The sequence below is a fragment of the Photobacterium damselae genome (assembly GCF_003026815.1).
Taxonomy (GTDB): Bacteria; Pseudomonadota; Gammaproteobacteria; order Enterobacterales; family Vibrionaceae; genus Photobacterium; species Photobacterium damselae.
On record NZ_PYOG01000020.1, the window covers coordinates 1 to 19,544 of the forward strand.

Sequence of the window (19,544 nt, forward strand, 5' to 3'; positions counted from 1 at the left end):
TTGCTTGGCGACCTTAGCGCTGTGGTCCCACCTGAATCCATGCCGAACTCAGAAGTGAAACGCAGCAGCGCCGATGGTAGTGTGGGGTCTCCCCATGTGAGAGTAGGACATCGCCAAGCACCAATTTAAACTATCGTACTGAACACACGGTAGTTTGAGTGGAGCGGTAGTTCAGTTGGTTAGAATACCGGCCTGTCACGCCGGGGGTCGCGGGTTCGAGTCCCGTCCGCTCCGCCACTTATTTAGAAAAAGCCTGATTCGAAAGAGTCAGGCTTTTTTTCATCTATATAAATTCCCTCTTTTTGTTTCCTACCGTTTACCCTCGGTATAATCCCGTTTGCCATAGCTGATGTTGAGTCTGCTCCGATTTATCTTTTCTATACGCATGATACTTTGATGCTAAATAAGTCATCATTACTGAAAATAGACTGTAAGCCACTAAAAAAGTGATAGGAGAGTGGATGATATCAGCACTGAAAACCCAAATAACACCAGCAATTGTAATGATAAGCTTCGTCATAAGAGCACAAACGAGATAAGTCATAACATAGTGAGGCTGTAAAATGGCTTGGTAAGCGATGAAATAGCCGACTCCAACTGCAATAATTGCTAAGCTAAAACCAACAATAAACGAGTGAGTATGTTCGGTAAAAAGAACGGCAGAGAGTAAGATAACGCCAAGTAAAATAACTTTTTTCATAGCTAACTCCTTAGTGATATCCATTCTGTTTTCTATTGCTGCAAGCCAACAACGCTAGATAACAGAACCAATATGATGACTGCTTAACTATTGTGCATTTATTAAACAATGAAGAGTGTGATCGATATGCAGTTTTAGTGATAAAAATGAGTGAGAAAATAAGGAAAGGGGAAAAGAAAAAAGGTAGCTAATCTCACTTAACTACCTTGAACGCAAAGACATATAGTCTGCGCAATGTAACAGCTATGCGGCATGTTACGATAGGACTCAACAATGAATATCGGGGTAAAACAAATTACACATGAAGGAAAGATTTCAGTTGCAGTAGTACCGCTTCTGCTTGATCTTTATCTTCCATTTCAACAAATAAGCGAAGTAGAGGCTCTGTACCAGAGAATCGAGCCAAAGCCCAACCGCCATTTTTAAAGTAAACTTTTGCACCATCGGCATAGCTGACTTTTTCTACTTCATAGGCAAATTCAGGTAGAGCTTTTTCAACATAAATCTTGTTGTATAGACGCTCACGATCAGAGGCTTTAAAAGTACAATCGCCTTCTGCGGTATAGGTATAGCCGTATTTGCCATAGATTTCATCAAGTAATTCAGAGAGCTTTTTGCCAGTAACGCTGATCATTTCGACCAGTAAGCTTGATGCAAATACGCCATCTTTTCCCTTAATATGACCGCGAATCGTTAAGCCACCAGAGCTTTCTCCACCAATCAGTGAATCATCTGCTTCCATCTGCGCACTAATATGTTTAAAGCCAACAGGTACTTCAAAACATTTTTCACCATAAGCGGCGGCAACTTTATCAAGTAGGTGAGTGGTTGCAATATTACGAACTACAGAGCCTTGCCAGCCTTTATATTCTAATAAGTAGTAATAAAGTAGCAGTAGAACTTCATTTGGATGAATGAAATTTCCTTTTTCATCGATGATCCCTAGACGATCCGCATCGCCATCTGTACCGATACCGATATCATAGCTTTCATGGGCAACAAGGTGCTTCAAACGATATAGAGTTGCAGCACTTGGTGAAGGCATCAGACCACCAAAGGATGGGTTTTGACCATCATTAATAACATCAACATCACAACGGCCTGAGATTAAAACTGTCTGCAGCGCATTTTTAGCTACACCAAACATCGGGTCGATCAGTACGCGTAAGTTCGCTTTTTTGATCGCTTCAATATCGATAAAATCAATGATGCTATCAACAAATTCGTTCATTGGATTGATGATTTCAATCAGCTGATCGTGTTCTGCTTGTTCAAAATCAACGTATTGGATCTGATCTGACTGAAGAGTTGCAATTTGTTGTTCAATCTTTTGAGTAATGATCTCGTCTGCATCTCGGCCACCTTCAATAAAGACCTTAATCCCGTTGTAATCTGCTGGGTTATGAGATGCCGTGATACAAGCTGAATAGGTTGCGCCAATTTGACGTGATTTAAACATGACAATAGGGGTTGGGACATACTTATTGATAAAGCTGACTTTAATCCCATTACCAGCTAAAACTTCAGCGAACCATTTTGCCGCTTTATCGGATAAAAAGCGGCGATCAAAGCCAATGACAAAACCGTTATCTGTTACTGCTTCTGCTGTCATGATGTTAGCTAGAGCTTGAGCCACCAAGCGAACATTATCTTTGGTAAATTCATCACCAATAATTGCACGCCAGCCACCTGTTCCGAACTGAATCATAGAGGAACTCCTATTTCTCTCGATTTAAATAGGGGGGACAAATCATCCCCCAAAATAGTAATTAGCCCATTACCACAACAACAGTATTAACAGAACCTTCTGCTTGAGCTGGAATCGCTCCAGAGATAACTTCGCCATTTAGAGTAATAGACTTAACGCCTTTACTTACATGCTCTGGGCTTTCTACTGTGATGTTATAAGTTGCACCACGCCATTGACGTGTAACCTCAAAACCTGGCCAATCCGTTGGAATACAAGGGTTGATTGTTAGACCATCAAAGCCAGTTTGCACTCCTAACATAAAGTTTGTTACTGCAAAATAAGCCCAACCAGATGTTCCGGTTAACCATGGGTGATTAGCACGACCGTGATCTTGGTGGTCTCGACCCATAATAAATTGAACATAAGAGTAAGGTTCAGCAATGCGTTTTTCGATGATGTCATTTTGATTAAATGGGTTTAAGGCATCATAGAACTTCATTGCTCGATCGCCACGTCCCAGTTTTGCTTCTGCCACCCATGCCCAAGGGTTTGGATGAGAGAAGATCGCCCCGTTCTCTTTCACACCTTGATAAACGCGAGTTACGAAGCCGATATCATCGTTTGGAGTAGCAAAGGATGGTGCATTAAGATGTAGGCCGTATTCAGAGAATAGGTTCTCATCAACCGCATCCATGGCTTTTTCACCACGCTCTTGGCTTGCCATACCTGATAGAACAGCAAGCGTGTTAGATTCTAGATGGATACGACCTTCAGTTTGTTGCGCTGTACCGATCTTATCGCCATTTTTAGTTAGACCACGGATATACCAACCGCCCTCGTCGTCCCACAGATGAGTTTCACACGCTTCGCGAACATTCGCTGCCATTTCGGTATATTTCGCGACATCTTCACTCTTACCTTGGTATTTCGCAAGGTTGATAAACTCTTGTAGAGCCCAGAAATGTAGGAAAGAAACCATGGCCGATTCGCCGCCGCCAAGGTTCAAGCAGTCGTTCCAGTCTGCGCGCAGACCTTTACAAATACCCGTTTGACCGACGTACTCTGCGGAGAAATCTAGAGCTGCTTTCATGTGCTCATACACAGTCGCATTACCACCATCTGCGTATGGGATCACTTGATCTAGGAAAGCTTCTTCACCGGTTTCTTGAACATAACGGCAGATTGTTGGGACGAGCCACAGATGATCGTCTGAACAGGTATCTTCAATTCCGTGGATCTTATCGGCATCGCTAGGAGTTGGTACAACTGTTGGTGACTTAGATGGTTTTACATCTGCTTTTTCTGGATCGAACCAATCAGGATCAAACAGGTGGAGACCATAACCGGCTTTGACTTGGCCACGAAGAAGATCGACTAAGCGTTTACGCGTCATCGCTGGGTTTGCATGCGGGACAGAAATCGCATCTTGGGCTGTATCTCGATAACCAAGGCCGGTACGTCCACCGACTTCAATAAAGGAGGCAAAGCGTGACCAAACCACACAGGTTTCTGCTTGATATAAAGTCCATGCATTGATCATGGTATCTAAGCCTTCGTTTGGTGATTTCACCTGGAATTTTTCACAACGGGTGTCCCAGTGCTGTTTGATATCAGCAAATGCTGCGTCAACATTAGCAAAGTCTTGGTATTTTTCACGAAGTGGGCGGGCATCGTGCTTGCCGACACCTAATACCAGGTTAAAGCGAACTTCTTGTCCCGGTTCGATGGTAAATTGTTTATGCAGTGAACCACAGTGGTTATAACAGGTTTGTACATGGTTAGAACAACGACCTTTTTCTACGGCAATTGGGTTTGCTTCATCACGGTATGCGCCTAAGAATGTGTCACGCTGACCGTCATAGCTATCTGGATCAAAGCTGGATGTTAAGAAATAGAACCCATCTTTTTCTGATGTGTTGTAGTACAGATCATAAAGGAGTACACCATCTTCATAGGATGTACCTGCAGAATAAAGGCTCATCTGATGGTTTTGGTTATCAGATTGAATATGGCTAAATGAGAACTCAACAAAAGAGAAGGCGCTGATAGTACGAGGCGTATCTCCGGTATTTTTGATCACAACATCCCAAATTTGTGCATCATCACCTTTGGGTACAAACAAGGTTTTCGTTGCGGTAATACCATTATATTCACACTTAAATTTAGAATAAGAGAGGCCATGGCGAACTTCATAGCTGGCTTGATCTAAACTTTTTGCAACTGGCTGCCAAGAGATTGACCAGTAATCACCTGTTTCATCATCACGTAAATAGACATAGTGTCCTGGGCGGTCAAATGTCGCATTAGGGCGGAATTTAGTGACACGATTGTACTCTGGAGACTGATAGAAAGAGTAACCGCCAGCGTTTTGGGAAATGACTGTGCAGAACTTTTCTGTACCTAGATAGTTAGTCCATGGCGCTGGGACATCAGGGCGTGTAATCACATACTCTCTGTTGTCGTTGTCAAAATAACCGTATTTCATTGTATCTAATCCTTTTAATGTTTCACTTGTGGTTATTCACAGCGGCGGTAGTTGATGCCCGCCTTGTCTAGGTAGTTGAGTTGACCTTTTAAGCGCGCTTTAAAGTCTTCCCAGTGACGATTTTTTTGCGCTGTCCATGCCACTTCAGCAACGGCTAATAAGCGCGGATAAATCATGTAATCAAAACGACTTTGATTGTTAATTAGTTCACACCAAAGAGCCGTTTGAATTCCTAAAATCTGTTTTCTTGTTGGATCATCTTCCGCAATCTCAGCAAGAGGTTGATAGCTATACACTTTATCTAAGATCACTTTTCCTGCCCAATCGACACCGGCTTCATCAGCAGAAAATCCTTGGGCTAAATCTAAGTATGTGTATTGCGCCGGTTGCATCACAACCGGGTAGCCTTGTTTGATACAGGCCAGTCCCGCTTCTTCACTTAACCAAGAAAAAATCACGGTCTCTTTACTGACTTTTTCGCCGTGGGTTGCCTCTTCCCATCCCATCATTTGTTTATCTTGATGAGAGAGTACCTCTTGCGCAAAACGTAATAGATGCCCTTGAAGCTCTTTAGGATCTTGGTAACCGTGTTTTGCCATTAACTCTTGGCAGCCAGGACTTTGAGTCCATACGCCATTTGGTACTTCATCTGCGCCAATATGAACAAAAGGTGCAGGGAATAGCTCACAGATCTCTTCAAGTACCGTTTTTATGAAGGTGTAAGTTCCTTCAATAGCAGGTGAGAGCACGTTATCTGGGTAGCCTTGGATACTGCGATATTGCGATCTGTCTTGAGGATCGATGAGAAGATGTGGCAAAGAGCGAATCGCTGCGCGGCAATGTCCCGGGATATCAATTTCAGGGATCACCATAATTGCACGGTCAGCAGCATAAGCGATGATTTCACGCACTTCTTCTTTACTATAAAAACCACCGTAGCGCTTATCTATCGTTGTAAATTGCGGGGCGATACACTCATTTGGTCCACGCCATGCACCAATTCGAGTCAATTCTGGGAAAGCGTCAATTTCGATACGCCAGCCTTCATCATCGGTTAAGTGCCAATGGAAGGTATTAAATTTATAGCGAGCTAAGTGATCAAGTAGTGTTTTAATGCGAGATAGCGGATGAAAATGGCGACCACAATCAAGCATCATGCCTCGATAATGGTAAATAGGATGATCCTCGATCTCTACCATAGGGATCGTATAAGCGGCATCTGCATTATGACTTGGTTCTGTTGGCAATAGCTGCAGTAAGCTTGCTGTTGCGTGAACAAACCCTGCTTTATCACTGGCTTGAAGCCAAATATGATCCGATTCGACTAATAACCGATATTGGCTAGGAGCGAGTTCATCATGTAACTGATAATGAATATTTCCGTTAGCTAATGTGATGAGTTCCTGTTGAGTATGACGTTGGTACTCATGTTGTAACCAGCGGATAGCACCTTCTGCTGGTGCGGGTAGTTTTGTGCTTATTGAGGTGAATTGATCTATGATAAATACACCGCCCAGTTCAATCAGATGGTGAGGTTTTGGCACTATAGAAATGGTACCAGCTTGTTCCGGTAACGGCGTTGTATAGCGCTCTACTGCGGCTTGACCTAAATCTATAGTCGTAACTTCGACTGGACGTGGAACAATCGTATCACCGTCAGAAATACAAGAAATAAAGGCTTCTGGAATACCATCATCATGTAGCGTAAATGGGGCTGTTCCCATTACAAACTCACAATAAAAATGGCCATTAGCAGGAATCGGGGTTTCTGTATTCGGCGTTAAAATAACATAGCTACCTAATTGCTCAATGGAAGCATTAGCCAAGGTTTCTGGCTTGATCATTCGGCTGATAAAGAAATGCAGTGACCAACCTTGTAGCGCTTCATCGGTTAAATTATGAAGTGTTAGAGCAAAGCGAGATTGGCTCTCTTGTATTTCTAGAACGGTAAAATCGAGGCGATAACTCATCTTACAGATCCTCCAAAGCGTAGAGGTTGTGATTTCCTTGAGCCATAGCAATTGCGCCATCCATAGCATCGCCTTGTGGTTTGGCAATGTGTTGCTGCATTGGAGGAACTAACCAAGGTTGAATGCGTTCGGCAATGCTGCCCATTAAACAGATTTTATTGGCACCTTTGTTAATCAGAGCTTGCATCCACATTTCAATATCTGCCGCAGTTTGGTTCAATAAACTGATCCCTAAGCTGTCGCCTTGGTTAGCATAAGCGAAAATTTGTGGTGAAAACTGGCCATAATCACAAGGGCGAGCAGTTTTTGACCAACTGACAATGGCATCAATATCCTGGTCAAAATGCGCTAATATTTCTTTGGCTAATGGCGTTTGTGCCACTATGCCATCAACACTTAATAGAACTTGTTGAATCAAGCGAAGGCCCATGATTGCTCCTCCGCCTTGATCGGATATCGGAAATTCACGGCCACCGACGACAATTTGTTGTCCCTGATGTAAGAAAATGCCGCAAGAGCCCGTTCCTGCAATTAAAATTGCGCCATCTTTGCCAGCCCAAGCGCCAAGGCATGCACCATACGCATCGGTATTTAACGTTATTGCTGCATAAGGGTGTGGCTGGGACATAAAGTGGTACCAAGCCTCTTTTTGCTCTGCACCTGCAAGCGCTAAGCCAACCGACATAAAGGCAAAATCGCTATCGGAAAGTTGAGCAAGGCTTGCTGCTGTAGCGATAGCATCTTGAATCGATTTCATTGCTACATCTGCGCCTAATAAAATATTGGCACTGCCTGTTTTGGCTTCGCCAAGTACGTTGCCATTACGGTCTACGATACGGGCTCGGCATGAGGTGCCACCGCCATCAATGCCGACAAAATAACGAATCTCAGTCATGGTGGCGCTCCTTATATTGTGCGGTAATTGCCAGTAAATACCAGGCACCATGAGGGATCCACTGCTCACCCCAACGCCAGTTTTGTAACATATCGTCTTTTTGCTTAGCCGGTTTAAAGGCAATATCTTGCTCGTTATCAAAACCTGAAGTAATACCATTACAGACTCCACCTGGGGCGTTAGCAAAGCCTAACTCTGGTAGATAATCTGGGTTATTACGACCATGACCATCGAGCATACACATGTCATAAGGGTTCAGGCCGATAATCCAATCAAGTAATTGATGAGCATAACGCTTTAGCGGCTGAGTTAAGGTATCGTTTGGTAAATGTGCTGTAGCAAAATAAGCTAGAGTGGCAAGCGAACCTAAGCGAGCATTTTCACCTTGCCACCAATATCCTGTTTCGTTGTTGTGAGGCATAAAGAATGCGCTCTGCTTTTGGCCATCAATCGCTTTAATATATTGGCGCGGATAGCCAAAAGGATTGCTCTCTTCTTGACTGATCGTCAGCTCAAACTGTAGTGCTTGTTTGATCACTTGTTCTGCGGCTAAACGTTCTTGGTCTTGAGGTTCAATGGCAACATATTGCAATAAGGCAATAGCGGGTAATCCAGCTTCTGCTGCATGGTAATAAGGTCGAGAGCCATCAGAATTTGCAGCCCAAAAATACTGTTGCTGCTCATCGCTACATTGACGACTCATTACGCGCAGAGCCCAAGTACGAGCTTCTTGAATATAGCGAACATTTTGCGTGGTTTTATACAATTCCACTGCAGCCATCAGGGCGCAATATTCATCGATCAGATTTTCGTGGCCGTCATTTAAGTAATTGAGGTTGTACTCTTTAAGATGCCAGTATCCACGCTCCGCACAAGCAAGATACTCTTGATGATTTGTTTGTCCTAAATAAGGTGATTCTTGAACTGAAGCCAATTGGTGAATACGAGCCGCAGAGGCTAGGGCCGCGATGGCTATGCCTCCACCTTGACGAAATGCGGCTTGGAAATCTGCGGATTTATCCCCTTGTTGAGTTGCAAAAGCACAAATATCACGGCGAGCAGGGTCTTTACTCCACTGATCAAAAACCGTCATATAAAAGTAACCATCAGGGTGCTGCATACGAACTAAAAAATCGGCGCCATATAACGCTTCTTCTAGTAAACGAACTCGCGTAAATTTTGCTACATCAGCTTCATCTTCCAGTAATTGATAAGCTTTAAGCATGTTCCACACCACCATAGGGGTTTGCTGTGGATTTAAATAATTACCGTAAGATAAGTGACTAAGATATTTACTAATATCACCAGAGGCATCGTACCAGCCCCCATGTACATCAACGCGCTCATCAGTACCAAGCAGAGGGATACTTTTATCTGCTTGTTGATAAATTCCGGTACAACGCTGTGATTTAAAATAGTGGATTACATCGCTAAATGTTTGCTCAAATAGCAGACCTTCAGCAATGGTAAAACAGGACGATAAAACGCCTTGATAACGAATGGCGTATTGGCCTACTTGTTGGCAAGCAGAAAAATCCACTTGATAGGTTAAGCCGATATGCCATTGTGCTATCGGTGTATTCGCCTTAATAGGAAGTGTCATCACAGTTTGACCACTAGGGTAACTTACCAATTCTGCACTCCCAGGTGTGACTAGTGGTTCTGGGGTAAGAATAATGGCTTGTTTACTTCCTAAGCGCTCATAGCCGAGATGGTTGGTTAATAACTGCATACTTCCTCCAAGGGTTGCAAATCAGAGACACTCATCGGGGCAAGTGTCTCTGATAACTACTGCAACATGTGTTAAGCGATAAAACGATAATTCTTATTAATTTTCAAATAGGTAACAGCGAACAAAGTGGTTCTCTGACAACTTAGTTACACTAGGTAGTTGCTCGCGACATTTGGCTGTTGCATGAGTACAGCGACCAGCAAATGGGCAACCAACACTCTCTGGAGTCCAGAGCGGAATCTCACCTTTATTCCCTTTTAGTTTTTCATGGATCGATTTTTTCGGATCTGGTACAGCTGAAACTAACAGTTGGGTATAAGGGTGCTGAGGATTGTGAATAATGTCTTCAGTATCTCCCCATTCCACCATATGACCGACATACATCACGGCAAGGTCTTCTGCGATATAACGGGCAGTTGCAATATCGTGAGTGATATAAAGTAGAGCCATTTCACGCTCAAACTTCATCTCTTCCATCAGGTTCAATACACCGGCGCGAATAGAGACATCCAACATAGAGGTAGGCTCATCGGCCAATACTACTTCAGCTCCAACGGCAATATTACGAGCAAGGTTGACGCGTTGACGCTGACCGCCAGATAGCTGATGAGGGAACTTAGCTGCCGTCTCTTTTGGTGGAATTAAGCCAACTTGCTCTAGCAGATCGTAAACACGTTCTTCGAGCTCTTTTTTATTGCCCGGAGTGACTTTCTTGTGAATCAATAGCGGGCGCGCAATATGATGGAAAATCGTATGGGTTGGGTTCAGAGAACCAAATGGGTCTTGCCATACCATTTGAATACCTTCACGATATTTCATCATGTCATCGCGCTTGACGATTTCAGCTATATCACGACCGTAATACTCAATATGGCCTGCGGTTGGCGCATACATTTTGGCAATCATCTTTGCGGTTGTTGATTTACCAGAACCTGATTCACCTACCACTGATAAGCCGCGGCTTTTGTACATTTTAAATGACACGTCGTTGATTGCGCGCATCATAGATTTTTTCAAAGAGTTACTATTTACCGGGAAGTCTTTAACCAGATTCTTCCCTTCTAAAATTGGATTACCGATAGGTGCTGGGGTACTCATAACGCCTCCTAAATGTCCTTATAAATTAACTGCGTTTGGTAAATAGGTGGCAGTTTGAAAAACGACCTGGTTCTATCTGACAAAGCTGAGTCGGTTGTTTAAAGCAAGCATCAACCGCCTTTGAGCAGCGAGCTTGGAAACGACAGCCTTGTGGTATTTCTAATAGGTTCAATGGGTTGCCTGGAATTCCTGTTAGGTGAGTTTTTGGACCTGTTAATGGTGGGAATGAACTTCCTAAACCTTCGGTATAAGGGTGATACGGGTTTTCTAGAATTTGTTTTGATGGTGCAACTTCAATGAGTTCACCTGAGTACATAATGCCGATGCGGTCAGAAAACTCGACCATCAATGACAGATCATGAGTAATAAAGAGAATAGAGAAACCAAATTCTTCTTTAAGCGCATAGATCTTTTGCAAAATTTCACGCTGTACCACCACATCGAGCGCGGTAGTTGGCTCATCCATAATGATCATCTTAGGATTGAGAGCCAGTGCGATGGCAATAACTAAACGTTGACGCATACCACCAGAGAATTGGTGAGGGAAATCACGCAGACGGTTAGGGTGAATATCAACAATTTCTAATAGACCTTCAGCACGACGAATGGCTTGTTGGCGAGTCATATTGGTATGACGCATGATCACATCACAAAATTGCTCTTCCATCGTCAACACTGGGTTTAAGGCGTTCATGGCGCTTTGGAATACCATGGAGATTTCGCTCCAACGGAAAGCTGCCATCTGCATGTCACTGTATTTTAAAATATCGCCATGGCCGTCAAAGATAACCTCTCCGCCTGTGATAAATGCTGGTGGCTTATGAAGACGCATCAGTGAGAAAGCAACCGTTGATTTACCACAACCAGATTCACCGGCTAGACCAAAAATTTCACCTTTACCAATATCAAAGCTTACGTTGTTTACGGCACGAACATCGCCAGCATCAGTAATATAGTCAACACATAGGTTTCGAATTGAAATTTGTGGGTTACTCATTATTTCTCTCCCATTTCAAGGGCTGGCTGAGGAGCTTCCACAGCTTTATTTTCTTGTTTGTTCTGGTTCGCCATGTTCTTCCAGCGGCGCATGCCTTTGTGAGAACGAAGCTGAGGGTTAGCGATTTCATCAACAGCGAAGTTAAGCATTGCTAAACCAATTGCGACAAAGGTTAGCGCTAAACATGGAGCCAACACTTCCCACCATGCACCCACAAGCATTGAAGATGAGGTTTGAACGTTGTAAAGCATAATGCCCCAGCTCACGGTATTTGGATCACCTAAGCCTAAGAAGGATAAGGTTGCTTCTGTCATAATTGCGAGCATGACTGAGCCAATGAAGCTTGCGCCAACAATTGAGATTAGGTTAGGCAAAATCTCGACTAAGATGATGCGCCAAGAGGATTCACCAAGAACTTCTGCGGCTTTGACAAACTCTTTTTCTCGCAAAGATAGGGTTTGAGCTCGAACCACACGTGCCCCCCATGCCCAGGAGGTGACGGCAATAACCAGGGCTATGGTCATTGGGCCAGCCTGACCGATAAAGGCTGCAATAACAAAGAGTAAGGGAAGCTGAGGCATAACCAGCATGATATTCATCGCGGCGGTAAGAACATCATCAATACGGCCACCAAAGTAACCTGCTGATACGCCAATAATGGTTGCTAGGAAACACACCATGATGCCGGCACCAAAACCTACTGCAAGTGAGGTACGCGTTCCGTAAACCAGTTGCGACCAGATATCACGCCCCATACGAGAAGTCCCTAGTACGTGATCTGCTTTTTTCGATAACAGCAAAGTACGCTTACTGGTGGCTAAGTTTTCTGCTACCCAGCCATCAGGATTGTTTTGTGCCGCTTTTACTACAAACGCAGGGTATTCATGCGGATTACCTGTGCGTTTATCCGGAGCATAAGAGGTAATTAATGGTGCAAAGATAGCGCCGAAAATAAAGACAGTCAGTATACCTAGGCCAAAAAGTGCTTTTGGGTTACCAGTGAGCAGTTTAAATAGAGCTTTCATAATTATTTGCCTCCCTTACGTAGGCGAGGGTCAAGAATAACGATAAGAATGTCGGCTAAGAAGTTAAAGAACAGCATAAACAGAGTCATGATAATTAACTGTCCTTGCAGTACTTGGTAATCACGGCCATGAATTGCGTTAAGCAAGGTAGTGCCAAGACCTGGATAGTTAAAGATGATTTCTACAATTAACTGACCACCGATAGCCATACCTAGCGCCATAGAAAGAGCGGTTACACTTGGTAGCATGGCGTTACGTGCCGCGTAGTTAAATACCACTCGGTTTTCGCTTAAGCCCTTACCTTTTGCCATCGTGATGTAATCTTCACTTAGAAGGTTGATCATGTTGTTACGCATGTTGATCAAGAACCCGCCAATCTGAATGATGGTGGCACAAAATAGTGGTAACGCTGCGTGGTAGAGTACATTTTGATAGAAGGTCCAGCTTGTCCAATCAGGTAGTGTTCCTGGGGTGTAAGCGTAACCTGTTGGGAACCAACGTAAACCGATAGCAAAAGTAAAGAGTACTAACATTGCTACAACGACAGGTGGCACAGCCTGAATCACTAGCATCCCTGGTGAGATAAAAGAGTCATAGCGGCTACCACGTTTCCATGCAGCAAAGATACCCAGAACAGAGCCGATACAAAATGAGAGGATTACTGCAGAACCAGCTAGAAATAGAGACCAGCCAATTGCACCACCTAACAGATCATTTACAGTTTGTGGGTAGAATTTAATGGATGTACCTAAGTTCCATGTCAGTACACCTTGAATGTAAGTCCAGTATTGCTCGTACCAAGGACCATCAACAAAGCCTAGTAGCTTTTTCATAGCCTCAATACGTTCTGGTGTTACCTGAACCGTTGCGTTAGCAAACATCATGGTCACTGGGTCACCAGGCATTGCACGCGGAATAATAAAATTAAGTGTTGCCGCAAATAAAAGGGCGACAAAATAAAACGATAAACGACGAAGAAAGAATCCCATAACTCACACCTTACACATCCAGCTTGTCCTTCCTGAGCTGAATTCAGGACGTAAAACCCCCTGACGCAAGGCGCCATACCTTTAACTGAGGAAAAGGATTTGGGGGAGAGGCGGTGTACCGAAGTACACCGCAATTTAAGTAGAAATTATGCTTTTGGTTTTAGGTCAAGAACTTGAAGAAGACGCTCAGGAACACCAGCCCAAACCATTGGACGGCCCTTAGGATTCTTCTCATTCCACCAACCAGTGAAGCGAGTTTCGTTGTACTGGAACATATCTGCACCAGACATTACAGGAACAGTCACTTGATTCTCAGCAATGATCTTTTGAATCTTGTGAGCAATCTGGATTTGTTCTTGCTTATCTGCAGTCTTATAGAAGCTGTTTAGTAGGCTATCTAGCTCAGCGTTCTTGAAGTAGTGCATTGCGAAACGTGGCATACCTTCACCTTGTTGTAGGCGAGAGTTATATGCGCTGTCCCAGTATAGGTGAGGATCTGCACCGTGGAAGTAGTTAGTGTATGCAACGTCATAAGTGCCTTTTAGCATTGCTTCGTTGTATACCGCAAAGTCAGGAGTACGAGCTTTTGCGTTAATACCCACTTCTTGTAGTTGCTCAACCGCTAGTTGTACTGTGTTGTTAAAGTCAGTCCAACCGTTTGGAGATTGAACTTCAAGCTCGATCTTCTTACCTGTTGGTGATTCAACAAAACCGTCGCCATCAAGGTCTTTAAAGCCTGCTTTCGCTAGCAGATCTTTAGAACCCTTCACGCTATAAGTGTTGAAAGCTTTGTACTTATCGTGAGTTGGTTTATCAGACCAGAACTCAAATACTTTACCAAGACCTGATGCGTAGTCGTTTGGCGTACCATTACCATAGAACGCGATGTCGATGATAGTTTGACGGTCGATAGCCATTGAGAATGCACGGCGGAAATCTACATTGTTGATAGCTTCTTTGTTACCGTCTTTTGGCGACTTAAAGTTCAACATGAAAGATTGTGTGCCTGACGCTGGGTACCAGTACTTATGATTAGGGTTAGCTGCTGCATAAGTGCTGTCGATATCAGGAACGAAAGATGACGTCCAATCTAGCTCAGAGTTAATGATCTTACCAAGCAGCTGATCGTTGTTTGCGATTTGAGGTACGCGTAAACAGTCAACTTCTAGGTTGGCATTATCCCAGTAGTTAGGGTTACGACATTGAACATATAGCTGAGGGGTAAAGGTCTCAATTACGGTAAATGGACCTGTACCAACAGGGTTTTCGTTAGTAAAGCTTGTAGGATCTTTAACTTTGCTCCATACATGCTTCGCTACAACAGGAACAAATGAGATCTCATACGGTACGTTTGAGTTTGCTTCTGTTAAATCAAAAATAACTTTGTTGCCGTCTTTCTTAACGCCTTTAACCCACTTGTTGATACCACGCTGATCAAGTTCAGGCTTGTTCTTTAGTAGTTCAAAAGAGTATACAACGTCGTCAGCTGTGAAAGGTTTACCGTCAGACCATTTTACGCCGTCACGAATTTCAAAAGTGACTTTCATTAGGTCGTCAGACATAAAGTAGTTTTTAGCCAGACGCATTACCGGCTCGTTACCTTTCATTTGGTTAAAGATAACTAGCGGCTCATAAATGAAATCCGTTGTTGTACGAAGGTTTGTTGCAAGGTATGGGTTAAAGTTACGTACCATTGTAGGGTAAAAATCAGGTACGATTGTTAGCTGACTTTTTTCTGCAGCAGAAACTGTTGGTGCGGTAAATGCTGTAGCTGCAGCAACCACTGCAAGCGCTAACTTAGTTTTCTTAATATTGGCAAGCATAGCTGTTCCTTACTCTTTGCTCTTGTTTCACTATAAATGAAATAAATGAGCTCCATTCTTGGAGCGCTTGACGCTACTTTAATGCTACCGAGTAAAGCGTAACAATAAATGGCCTTGTAGCCTTCAAGTGACCTAAGGATTGGTTTATTTACGCAGATCGTCAATTGGCATTCCCGTTAAAAACGTTAAAACTAACTACAAAGCTGGTAAAAACGTTAAAAACAGGCAAATGAACGATCGTGACCCATACCTCACTTGGGCTTGATGTCACTTTATAAACCCTGATCTTTTTATGTTTGCAGTACTTTATTCTGTTTTAATTATTTGATTTTAAGTTGTTTTTGTTTGATGTTTTACGGTTGTGATGTAACGCATGGTTTTTATGTCCCTTAATTCCGTGTGGAAAATTTTATCCTCGAATTTGTTGTGATTGGCTTCGCATAACCTAAAACATTTTTATAAATTCACCGTGAAATGCTCTTTTTTTCTCGCAATTGTTTCCTTTTTGCACAGTGCTGAGGCCTGTTATTTTATTAAATCCTATTCTATCGAGAGCTAATTTCACGGTTAAAAATATAGAGAGCTGTTCCCTTAAATACGTGGGTGTTCTGCCTATTACTTTGAGGGTGAAGGGATATAAAAAAACGCTCTAGAGAGAATCCTAGAGCGTCTGTTTGGAGCGATATTAAATCGCTGTGGTTTAACTTGCTCGTAATAAGTTCTGCAATTTATCTCGCATCTGGCTCAGCTGTTGATGTTGGATATTTTGAGCACTGCCTTTATCAAGAACATAGTCTATGGTGCTAATAACCGTGCGCCAACGCGGCGTTTTAGGAAGAGTCTCAACATGGAGATATTTATCTAAGGTGCGAGTTTGTAGCGTACTGCGATCGAGATAAACACGCCATAATCCACTCTCTTCGGCTAAATCAAACTTGGTTTTTTTCGTATCTTGCTCCCAAACCTCAAGCGTTGTACGCATGGCATCAACCAGCAATTCGCGCAAAATATCTTGTTTATTAGGGGCATCATTACCCAATTTGTCTGCCAGTCTGGTGAATTCTCCACCTAGCTCACGCAATTGTTGTAAGTTGTCTTTGTCACCATCAAAAGCATAGCTCGATAAAACATCAATAGCTTCTTCAAGCATTTGTACTCGTTGCTGTGGCGATGGCCCGCTATTGCCGAAGATAAACATCTGCTTAAGTCCAGACTCTTCTGGCAAATTGAGGATATCGGTAGCAAGGTTTTGTTGTTGTTCGCCAATTTTGAAACACAGTGAACCACTGTAATGATGATTATTTTGTAACTCATCAGGTAGGTGGGTTAGCAGTAGTTCATCGATAGAGTGGCGCTCCAATTGCTCTGGGGTGCGTTTAAATAATTTAGCCGCAGCGTCATTGGCATAACGAATTCGCCCACTATTTTGAATACATAAAATGGCTTCGGTGGTGGATTCTAATAGGCCAAGTAATCGAGTTTGGGTCTCAAGTAAACTTAACTCAACTTGCTTACGTTGGTGAATTTCTTGAGCTAATTGACGATTTTTTTCTCGCTCAAATTCAGTTTTCCCCGCTTGAAGATGAGCTTTTATACGTGCGGTAAGCTCTTCTTTATTAAAAGGTTTTGTTAGGTAATCATTGGCGCCGCATTCAAAACCTTTAACGCGATCTTTAACTTGCCCCAATGCAGATAGCATCATGATCGGTAGTTCTAATGGGGTATATTGTTGGCGCAATTGGCTACAAACCTCATAACCACTCATTTCTGGCATCATAATATCGAGTAAAATCAGTGCGGGTTTGTGGCTTTGTACTAACTCAAGGGCCTGTTTTCCGCTTTCTGCAGTGAGAACTCGATACCCTTCAAGTCTTAGGAAGTTATTGAGTATCTGAAGATTAACGGGTTCATCATCAACCACGAGTAGTAGTTCACCATTTAAGTTTTCAGGTAAATTTGCCATTTCAATCGGAGTGGCATCACACAATGGAGCTTGGAAGTGATGAATTTTACCGTGATCATGGCTTTGGCGAATTTGTTCGTCGGAGGCGATGTTTAGGGTGAAACTAAAGGTAGTTCCCACCATTGGCTGACTGCTGACGTACAGGCGACCACCCATTAACTCCAGTAATTGACGGCTAATGGTTAAACCAAGGCCCGCTCCTTGACGATAGTTAGCATGATTGGTGTTGGCTTGAACTAATGGTTCAAAGATGTGTTCAAGTTGTTCTGCCGGAATTCCTTGTCCTGTATCAACCACTTGAATGCGAACTTGGTTTTCCAATACTGTTGCAGAAAGCACAATCTTACCTTCAGAGGTATATTTGATTGCATTACCAACCAAGTTATACAGCACTTGCTCTAGGCGTTGTTCATCGGCTTGAACTAAAGGTAAATCAGCGGGTATTTGGTTAATGATTCGAACCGGTTTGGTTCCCAATAAATGGCCTGATAATTCAAGGACTAACCGAACAGCGCTGGCAAGATCGACTGCATGTTTATCAATATCGAGATCGCCATAACGCATTTTGTGATAATCAAGTAAATCATCAACTAAGTTTGTTAGACGCTGCCCACTGTTGATCAACATTTCCAATTGACGGCGTTGGGCTCCTTGCATTGGTCCATTTGCTCCAGCAAGTAAGGATTCGGCTATCCCAATCATCCCGTGAAGAGGGGTTCGCAACTCATGTGAAGTCGTCGCTAAGAACTCATCTTTTAGTTTATCGGCGGTTTGTAGATCATCATTTTGTTGTTTGATTACGTGAATGTTTTTTTCAAGCTCTTGATTTTGCTTGCTAATTAAACTCATTTTTTCCCGAATAGAACATTGCATTCGAGCAAAGCTAGTGGCAAGACGACCAATTTCATCTTTACGTTCTGTTCCTTCGATTTTTTGTTCTAGATCGCCTGCAGAGACTCGCTCAGATGCCCAAGTTAAGCGTAATAGGGGAGCCGTTATTGAGTTTGATAACCAAAGAGCGGCTAAAATCACCAATACGATGGCAGTAAGCATGGCTGCAAAAAAGATTTTTTCGAGTTGGTGAATACGAGCAAATGCTTCTTTTTCGGGTAATTCAACTACCAATGCCCAGGTGTGGTTAAAGATTTTAATCGGAGTAAAGGCACTGAGTACGGCAATATTATTGTAGTTAAGCAAACTGCCTACCCCAGTTTTACCAGCAAGTGCTTGGTTGATGGCTGGGCTGATCAATTGTTGTGGCAAATCTCCACTATTGGGTAAGCGCATGTGATGATCTTGGCCTACCAATAGGGTTTGCACCGTTTGCCCATTTTGCGGTTTATCGGCCAGTAAGGTTGCGATTTTATTGATATCGAGCTGGAAAAATACGTAGCTGTGTAAATACCCTTGCTGAATGATAGGGGCGGCAAACCAGGCTTGTTCTGACTGATTATTGCCTCCTAGGTTAAAATCGGCAAAAGCAACGGGGACGACTTCTTGGTCTTGTTTTAGCTGTTGCGCTTGAGTGCTAATGGCTTGGAAAGTTGGCTGTAACCCTTTTAAGGCTCCCTTGCCTGAAGCAAGATTTAAAGCAAAGTACTGTGGTTTTTTCGCTGAATAGACCACATTACCTTTTAAATCAACCAATAAAATATCACTAAAATCTGAGCGCTTAAGATATTCATCAAATGCCCAGTTATAACGCTTATACATTAAACGATAGCGCTCATGGCCGACATAACTGGCACTGTTGGTGGTACTTTTTTGCCCTTTTGCCGTGAGAATCTCTTTAAAATACTGATCTCGCGTCAGGCCATTTAACAGGTTATTGATATTACCTAATTGATGGTAAGCCCCTACTAACCCATAGAAGCGGCCACCACTGGCATTAGCAAGCTCTGAACGAGCAAAACTTTGCACCTCAGACTCTTTAGCCGCAAAAAATTGGCTTAGTTGTTTTTTCTTATTCTCGAGAAGAGACGCCAAATGTGATGTGCTTTGCTCTGCCAAATCCTTGGAGTGTGAGTTGAGGAAATACAGTGCGGAGAGAGTTAATGGCGTAATACTAAGAACAAGAAAAGCCAGCATTAATGTATGCTGAAGACGTTTAAATCGTTGTTTTGTTTGCATTCCTGTGCCTGAAACTGAATTTGATTAAACGTAAATAGCGGCAAAAT

General features: G+C 43.1%; 12 protein-coding genes, 1 tRNA gene and 1 rRNA gene. 2 read left to right on the top strand and 12 right to left on the bottom strand.

The window, feature by feature from the left end; all coding sequences use genetic code 11:
* Positions 1-3 precede the first annotated feature (3 nt).
* Both rrf and CTN07_RS15565 read left to right on the top strand, forming a co-directional pair.
* Positions 4-119: ribosomal RNA gene (rrf, locus tag CTN07_RS15560) — 5S ribosomal RNA — on the top strand.
* Positions 120-160: 41 nt separating this feature from the next.
* A tRNA-Asp gene (locus tag CTN07_RS15565) sits at positions 161-237 on the top strand.
* A gap of 79 nt (positions 238-316) precedes the next feature.
* Here the strand turns inward: CTN07_RS15565 and CTN07_RS15570 are convergent.
* The 12 genes from CTN07_RS15570 to CTN07_RS15625 form a co-directional block, all read right to left on the bottom strand.
* Positions 317-700, bottom strand: coding sequence for a hypothetical protein (locus tag CTN07_RS15570; RefSeq protein ID WP_036764428.1), 384 nt, complete (start codon positions 698-700; stop codon positions 317-319).
* A 295-nt stretch (positions 701-995) separates the two neighbouring features.
* Complete coding sequence (locus CTN07_RS15575) at positions 996-2,408, bottom strand: phosphoglucomutase/phosphomannomutase family protein (RefSeq protein WP_005301330.1); 1,413 nt, start codon at positions 2,406-2,408, stop codon at positions 996-998.
* A gap of 61 nt (positions 2,409-2,469) precedes the next feature.
* Positions 2,470-4,875, bottom strand: coding sequence for a glycoside hydrolase family 94 protein (locus tag CTN07_RS15580; protein WP_036764427.1), 2,406 nt, complete (start codon positions 4,873-4,875; stop codon positions 2,470-2,472).
* Positions 4,876-4,907: 32 nt separating this feature from the next.
* Entirely contained in the window at positions 4,908-6,845 is a 1,938-nt protein-coding gene (locus CTN07_RS15585) for a beta-N-acetylhexosaminidase (protein ID WP_036764425.1), read from the bottom strand.
* Position 6,846: 1 nt separating this feature from the next.
* Positions 6,847-7,740 carry a glucosamine kinase nucleotide-binding domain-containing protein gene (locus CTN07_RS15590; protein ID WP_005301325.1) on the bottom strand — a complete coding sequence of 298 codons (894 nt, stop codon included), beginning with the start codon at positions 7,738-7,740 and terminating at the stop codon, positions 6,847-6,849.
* Positions 7,733-9,472: a glycoside hydrolase family 9 protein gene (locus CTN07_RS15595; protein ID WP_005301323.1), complete on the bottom strand. Its 1,740-nt coding sequence runs from the start codon at positions 9,470-9,472 to the stop codon at positions 7,733-7,735. The genes CTN07_RS15590 and CTN07_RS15595 overlap by 8 nt, the downstream gene beginning before the upstream one ends.
* 96 nt (positions 9,473-9,568) lie before the next feature.
* The gene (locus tag CTN07_RS15600; RefSeq protein ID WP_005301321.1) at positions 9,569-10,570 is read right to left on the bottom strand and encodes an ABC transporter ATP-binding protein; all 1,002 of its coding nucleotides are present in this window, start codon (positions 10,568-10,570) and stop codon (positions 9,569-9,571) included.
* Between the two features lie 25 nt (positions 10,571-10,595).
* On the bottom strand, positions 10,596-11,567 hold the full coding sequence (locus tag CTN07_RS15605) for an ABC transporter ATP-binding protein (protein ID WP_005301319.1): 972 nt from the start codon (positions 11,565-11,567) through the stop codon (positions 10,596-10,598).
* Complete coding sequence (locus CTN07_RS15610) at positions 11,567-12,592, bottom strand: ABC transporter permease (RefSeq protein ID WP_005301317.1); 1,026 nt, start codon at positions 12,590-12,592, stop codon at positions 11,567-11,569. Before CTN07_RS15610 ends, CTN07_RS15605 begins: the two co-directional genes overlap by 1 nt.
* Before the next feature lie 2 nt (positions 12,593-12,594).
* On the bottom strand, positions 12,595-13,581 hold the full coding sequence (locus CTN07_RS15615; protein WP_036764423.1) for an ABC transporter permease: 987 nt from the start codon (positions 13,579-13,581) through the stop codon (positions 12,595-12,597).
* 146 nt (positions 13,582-13,727) lie between these two features.
* On the bottom strand, positions 13,728-15,404 hold the full coding sequence (locus CTN07_RS15620; RefSeq protein ID WP_005301313.1) for an ABC transporter substrate-binding protein: 1,677 nt from the start codon (positions 15,402-15,404) through the stop codon (positions 13,728-13,730).
* A 700-nt stretch (positions 15,405-16,104) separates the two neighbouring features.
* Complete coding sequence (locus tag CTN07_RS15625; protein ID WP_005301312.1) at positions 16,105-19,497, bottom strand: hybrid sensor histidine kinase/response regulator; 3,393 nt, start codon at positions 19,495-19,497, stop codon at positions 16,105-16,107.
* Positions 19,498-19,544: the final 47 nt, after the last annotated feature.

Bases quoted from the DNA above. Each gene is read 5' to 3' on its own strand.
- CTN07_RS15580 (WP_036764427.1), bottom strand. From the start codon at position 4,875: ATGAAATACGGTTATTTTGACAACGACAACAGAGAGTATGTGATTACA.
- CTN07_RS15625 (WP_005301312.1), bottom strand. From the start codon at position 19,497: ATGCAAACAAAACAACGATTTAAACGTCTTCAGCATACATTAATGCTG.
- CTN07_RS15575 (WP_005301330.1), bottom strand. From the start codon at position 2,408: ATGATTCAGTTCGGAACAGGTGGCTGGCGTGCAATTATTGGTGATGAA.
- CTN07_RS15595 (WP_005301323.1), bottom strand. From the start codon at position 9,472: ATGCAGTTATTAACCAACCATCTCGGCTATGAGCGCTTAGGAAGTAAA.
- CTN07_RS15615 (WP_036764423.1), bottom strand. From the start codon at position 13,581: ATGGGATTCTTTCTTCGTCGTTTATCGTTTTATTTTGTCGCCCTTTTA.
- CTN07_RS15570 (WP_036764428.1), bottom strand. From the start codon at position 700: ATGAAAAAAGTTATTTTACTTGGCGTTATCTTACTCTCTGCCGTTCTT.
- CTN07_RS15590 (WP_005301325.1), bottom strand. From the start codon at position 7,740: ATGACTGAGATTCGTTATTTTGTCGGCATTGATGGCGGTGGCACCTCA.
- CTN07_RS15620 (WP_005301313.1), bottom strand. From the start codon at position 15,404: ATGCTTGCCAATATTAAGAAAACTAAGTTAGCGCTTGCAGTGGTTGCT.
- CTN07_RS15610 (WP_005301317.1), bottom strand. From the start codon at position 12,592: ATGAAAGCTCTATTTAAACTGCTCACTGGTAACCCAAAAGCACTTTTT.
- CTN07_RS15605 (WP_005301319.1), bottom strand. From the start codon at position 11,567: ATGAGTAACCCACAAATTTCAATTCGAAACCTATGTGTTGACTATATT.
- CTN07_RS15600 (WP_005301321.1), bottom strand. From the start codon at position 10,570: ATGAGTACCCCAGCACCTATCGGTAATCCAATTTTAGAAGGGAAGAAT.
- CTN07_RS15585 (WP_036764425.1), bottom strand. From the start codon at position 6,845: ATGAGTTATCGCCTCGATTTTACCGTTCTAGAAATACAAGAGAGCCAA.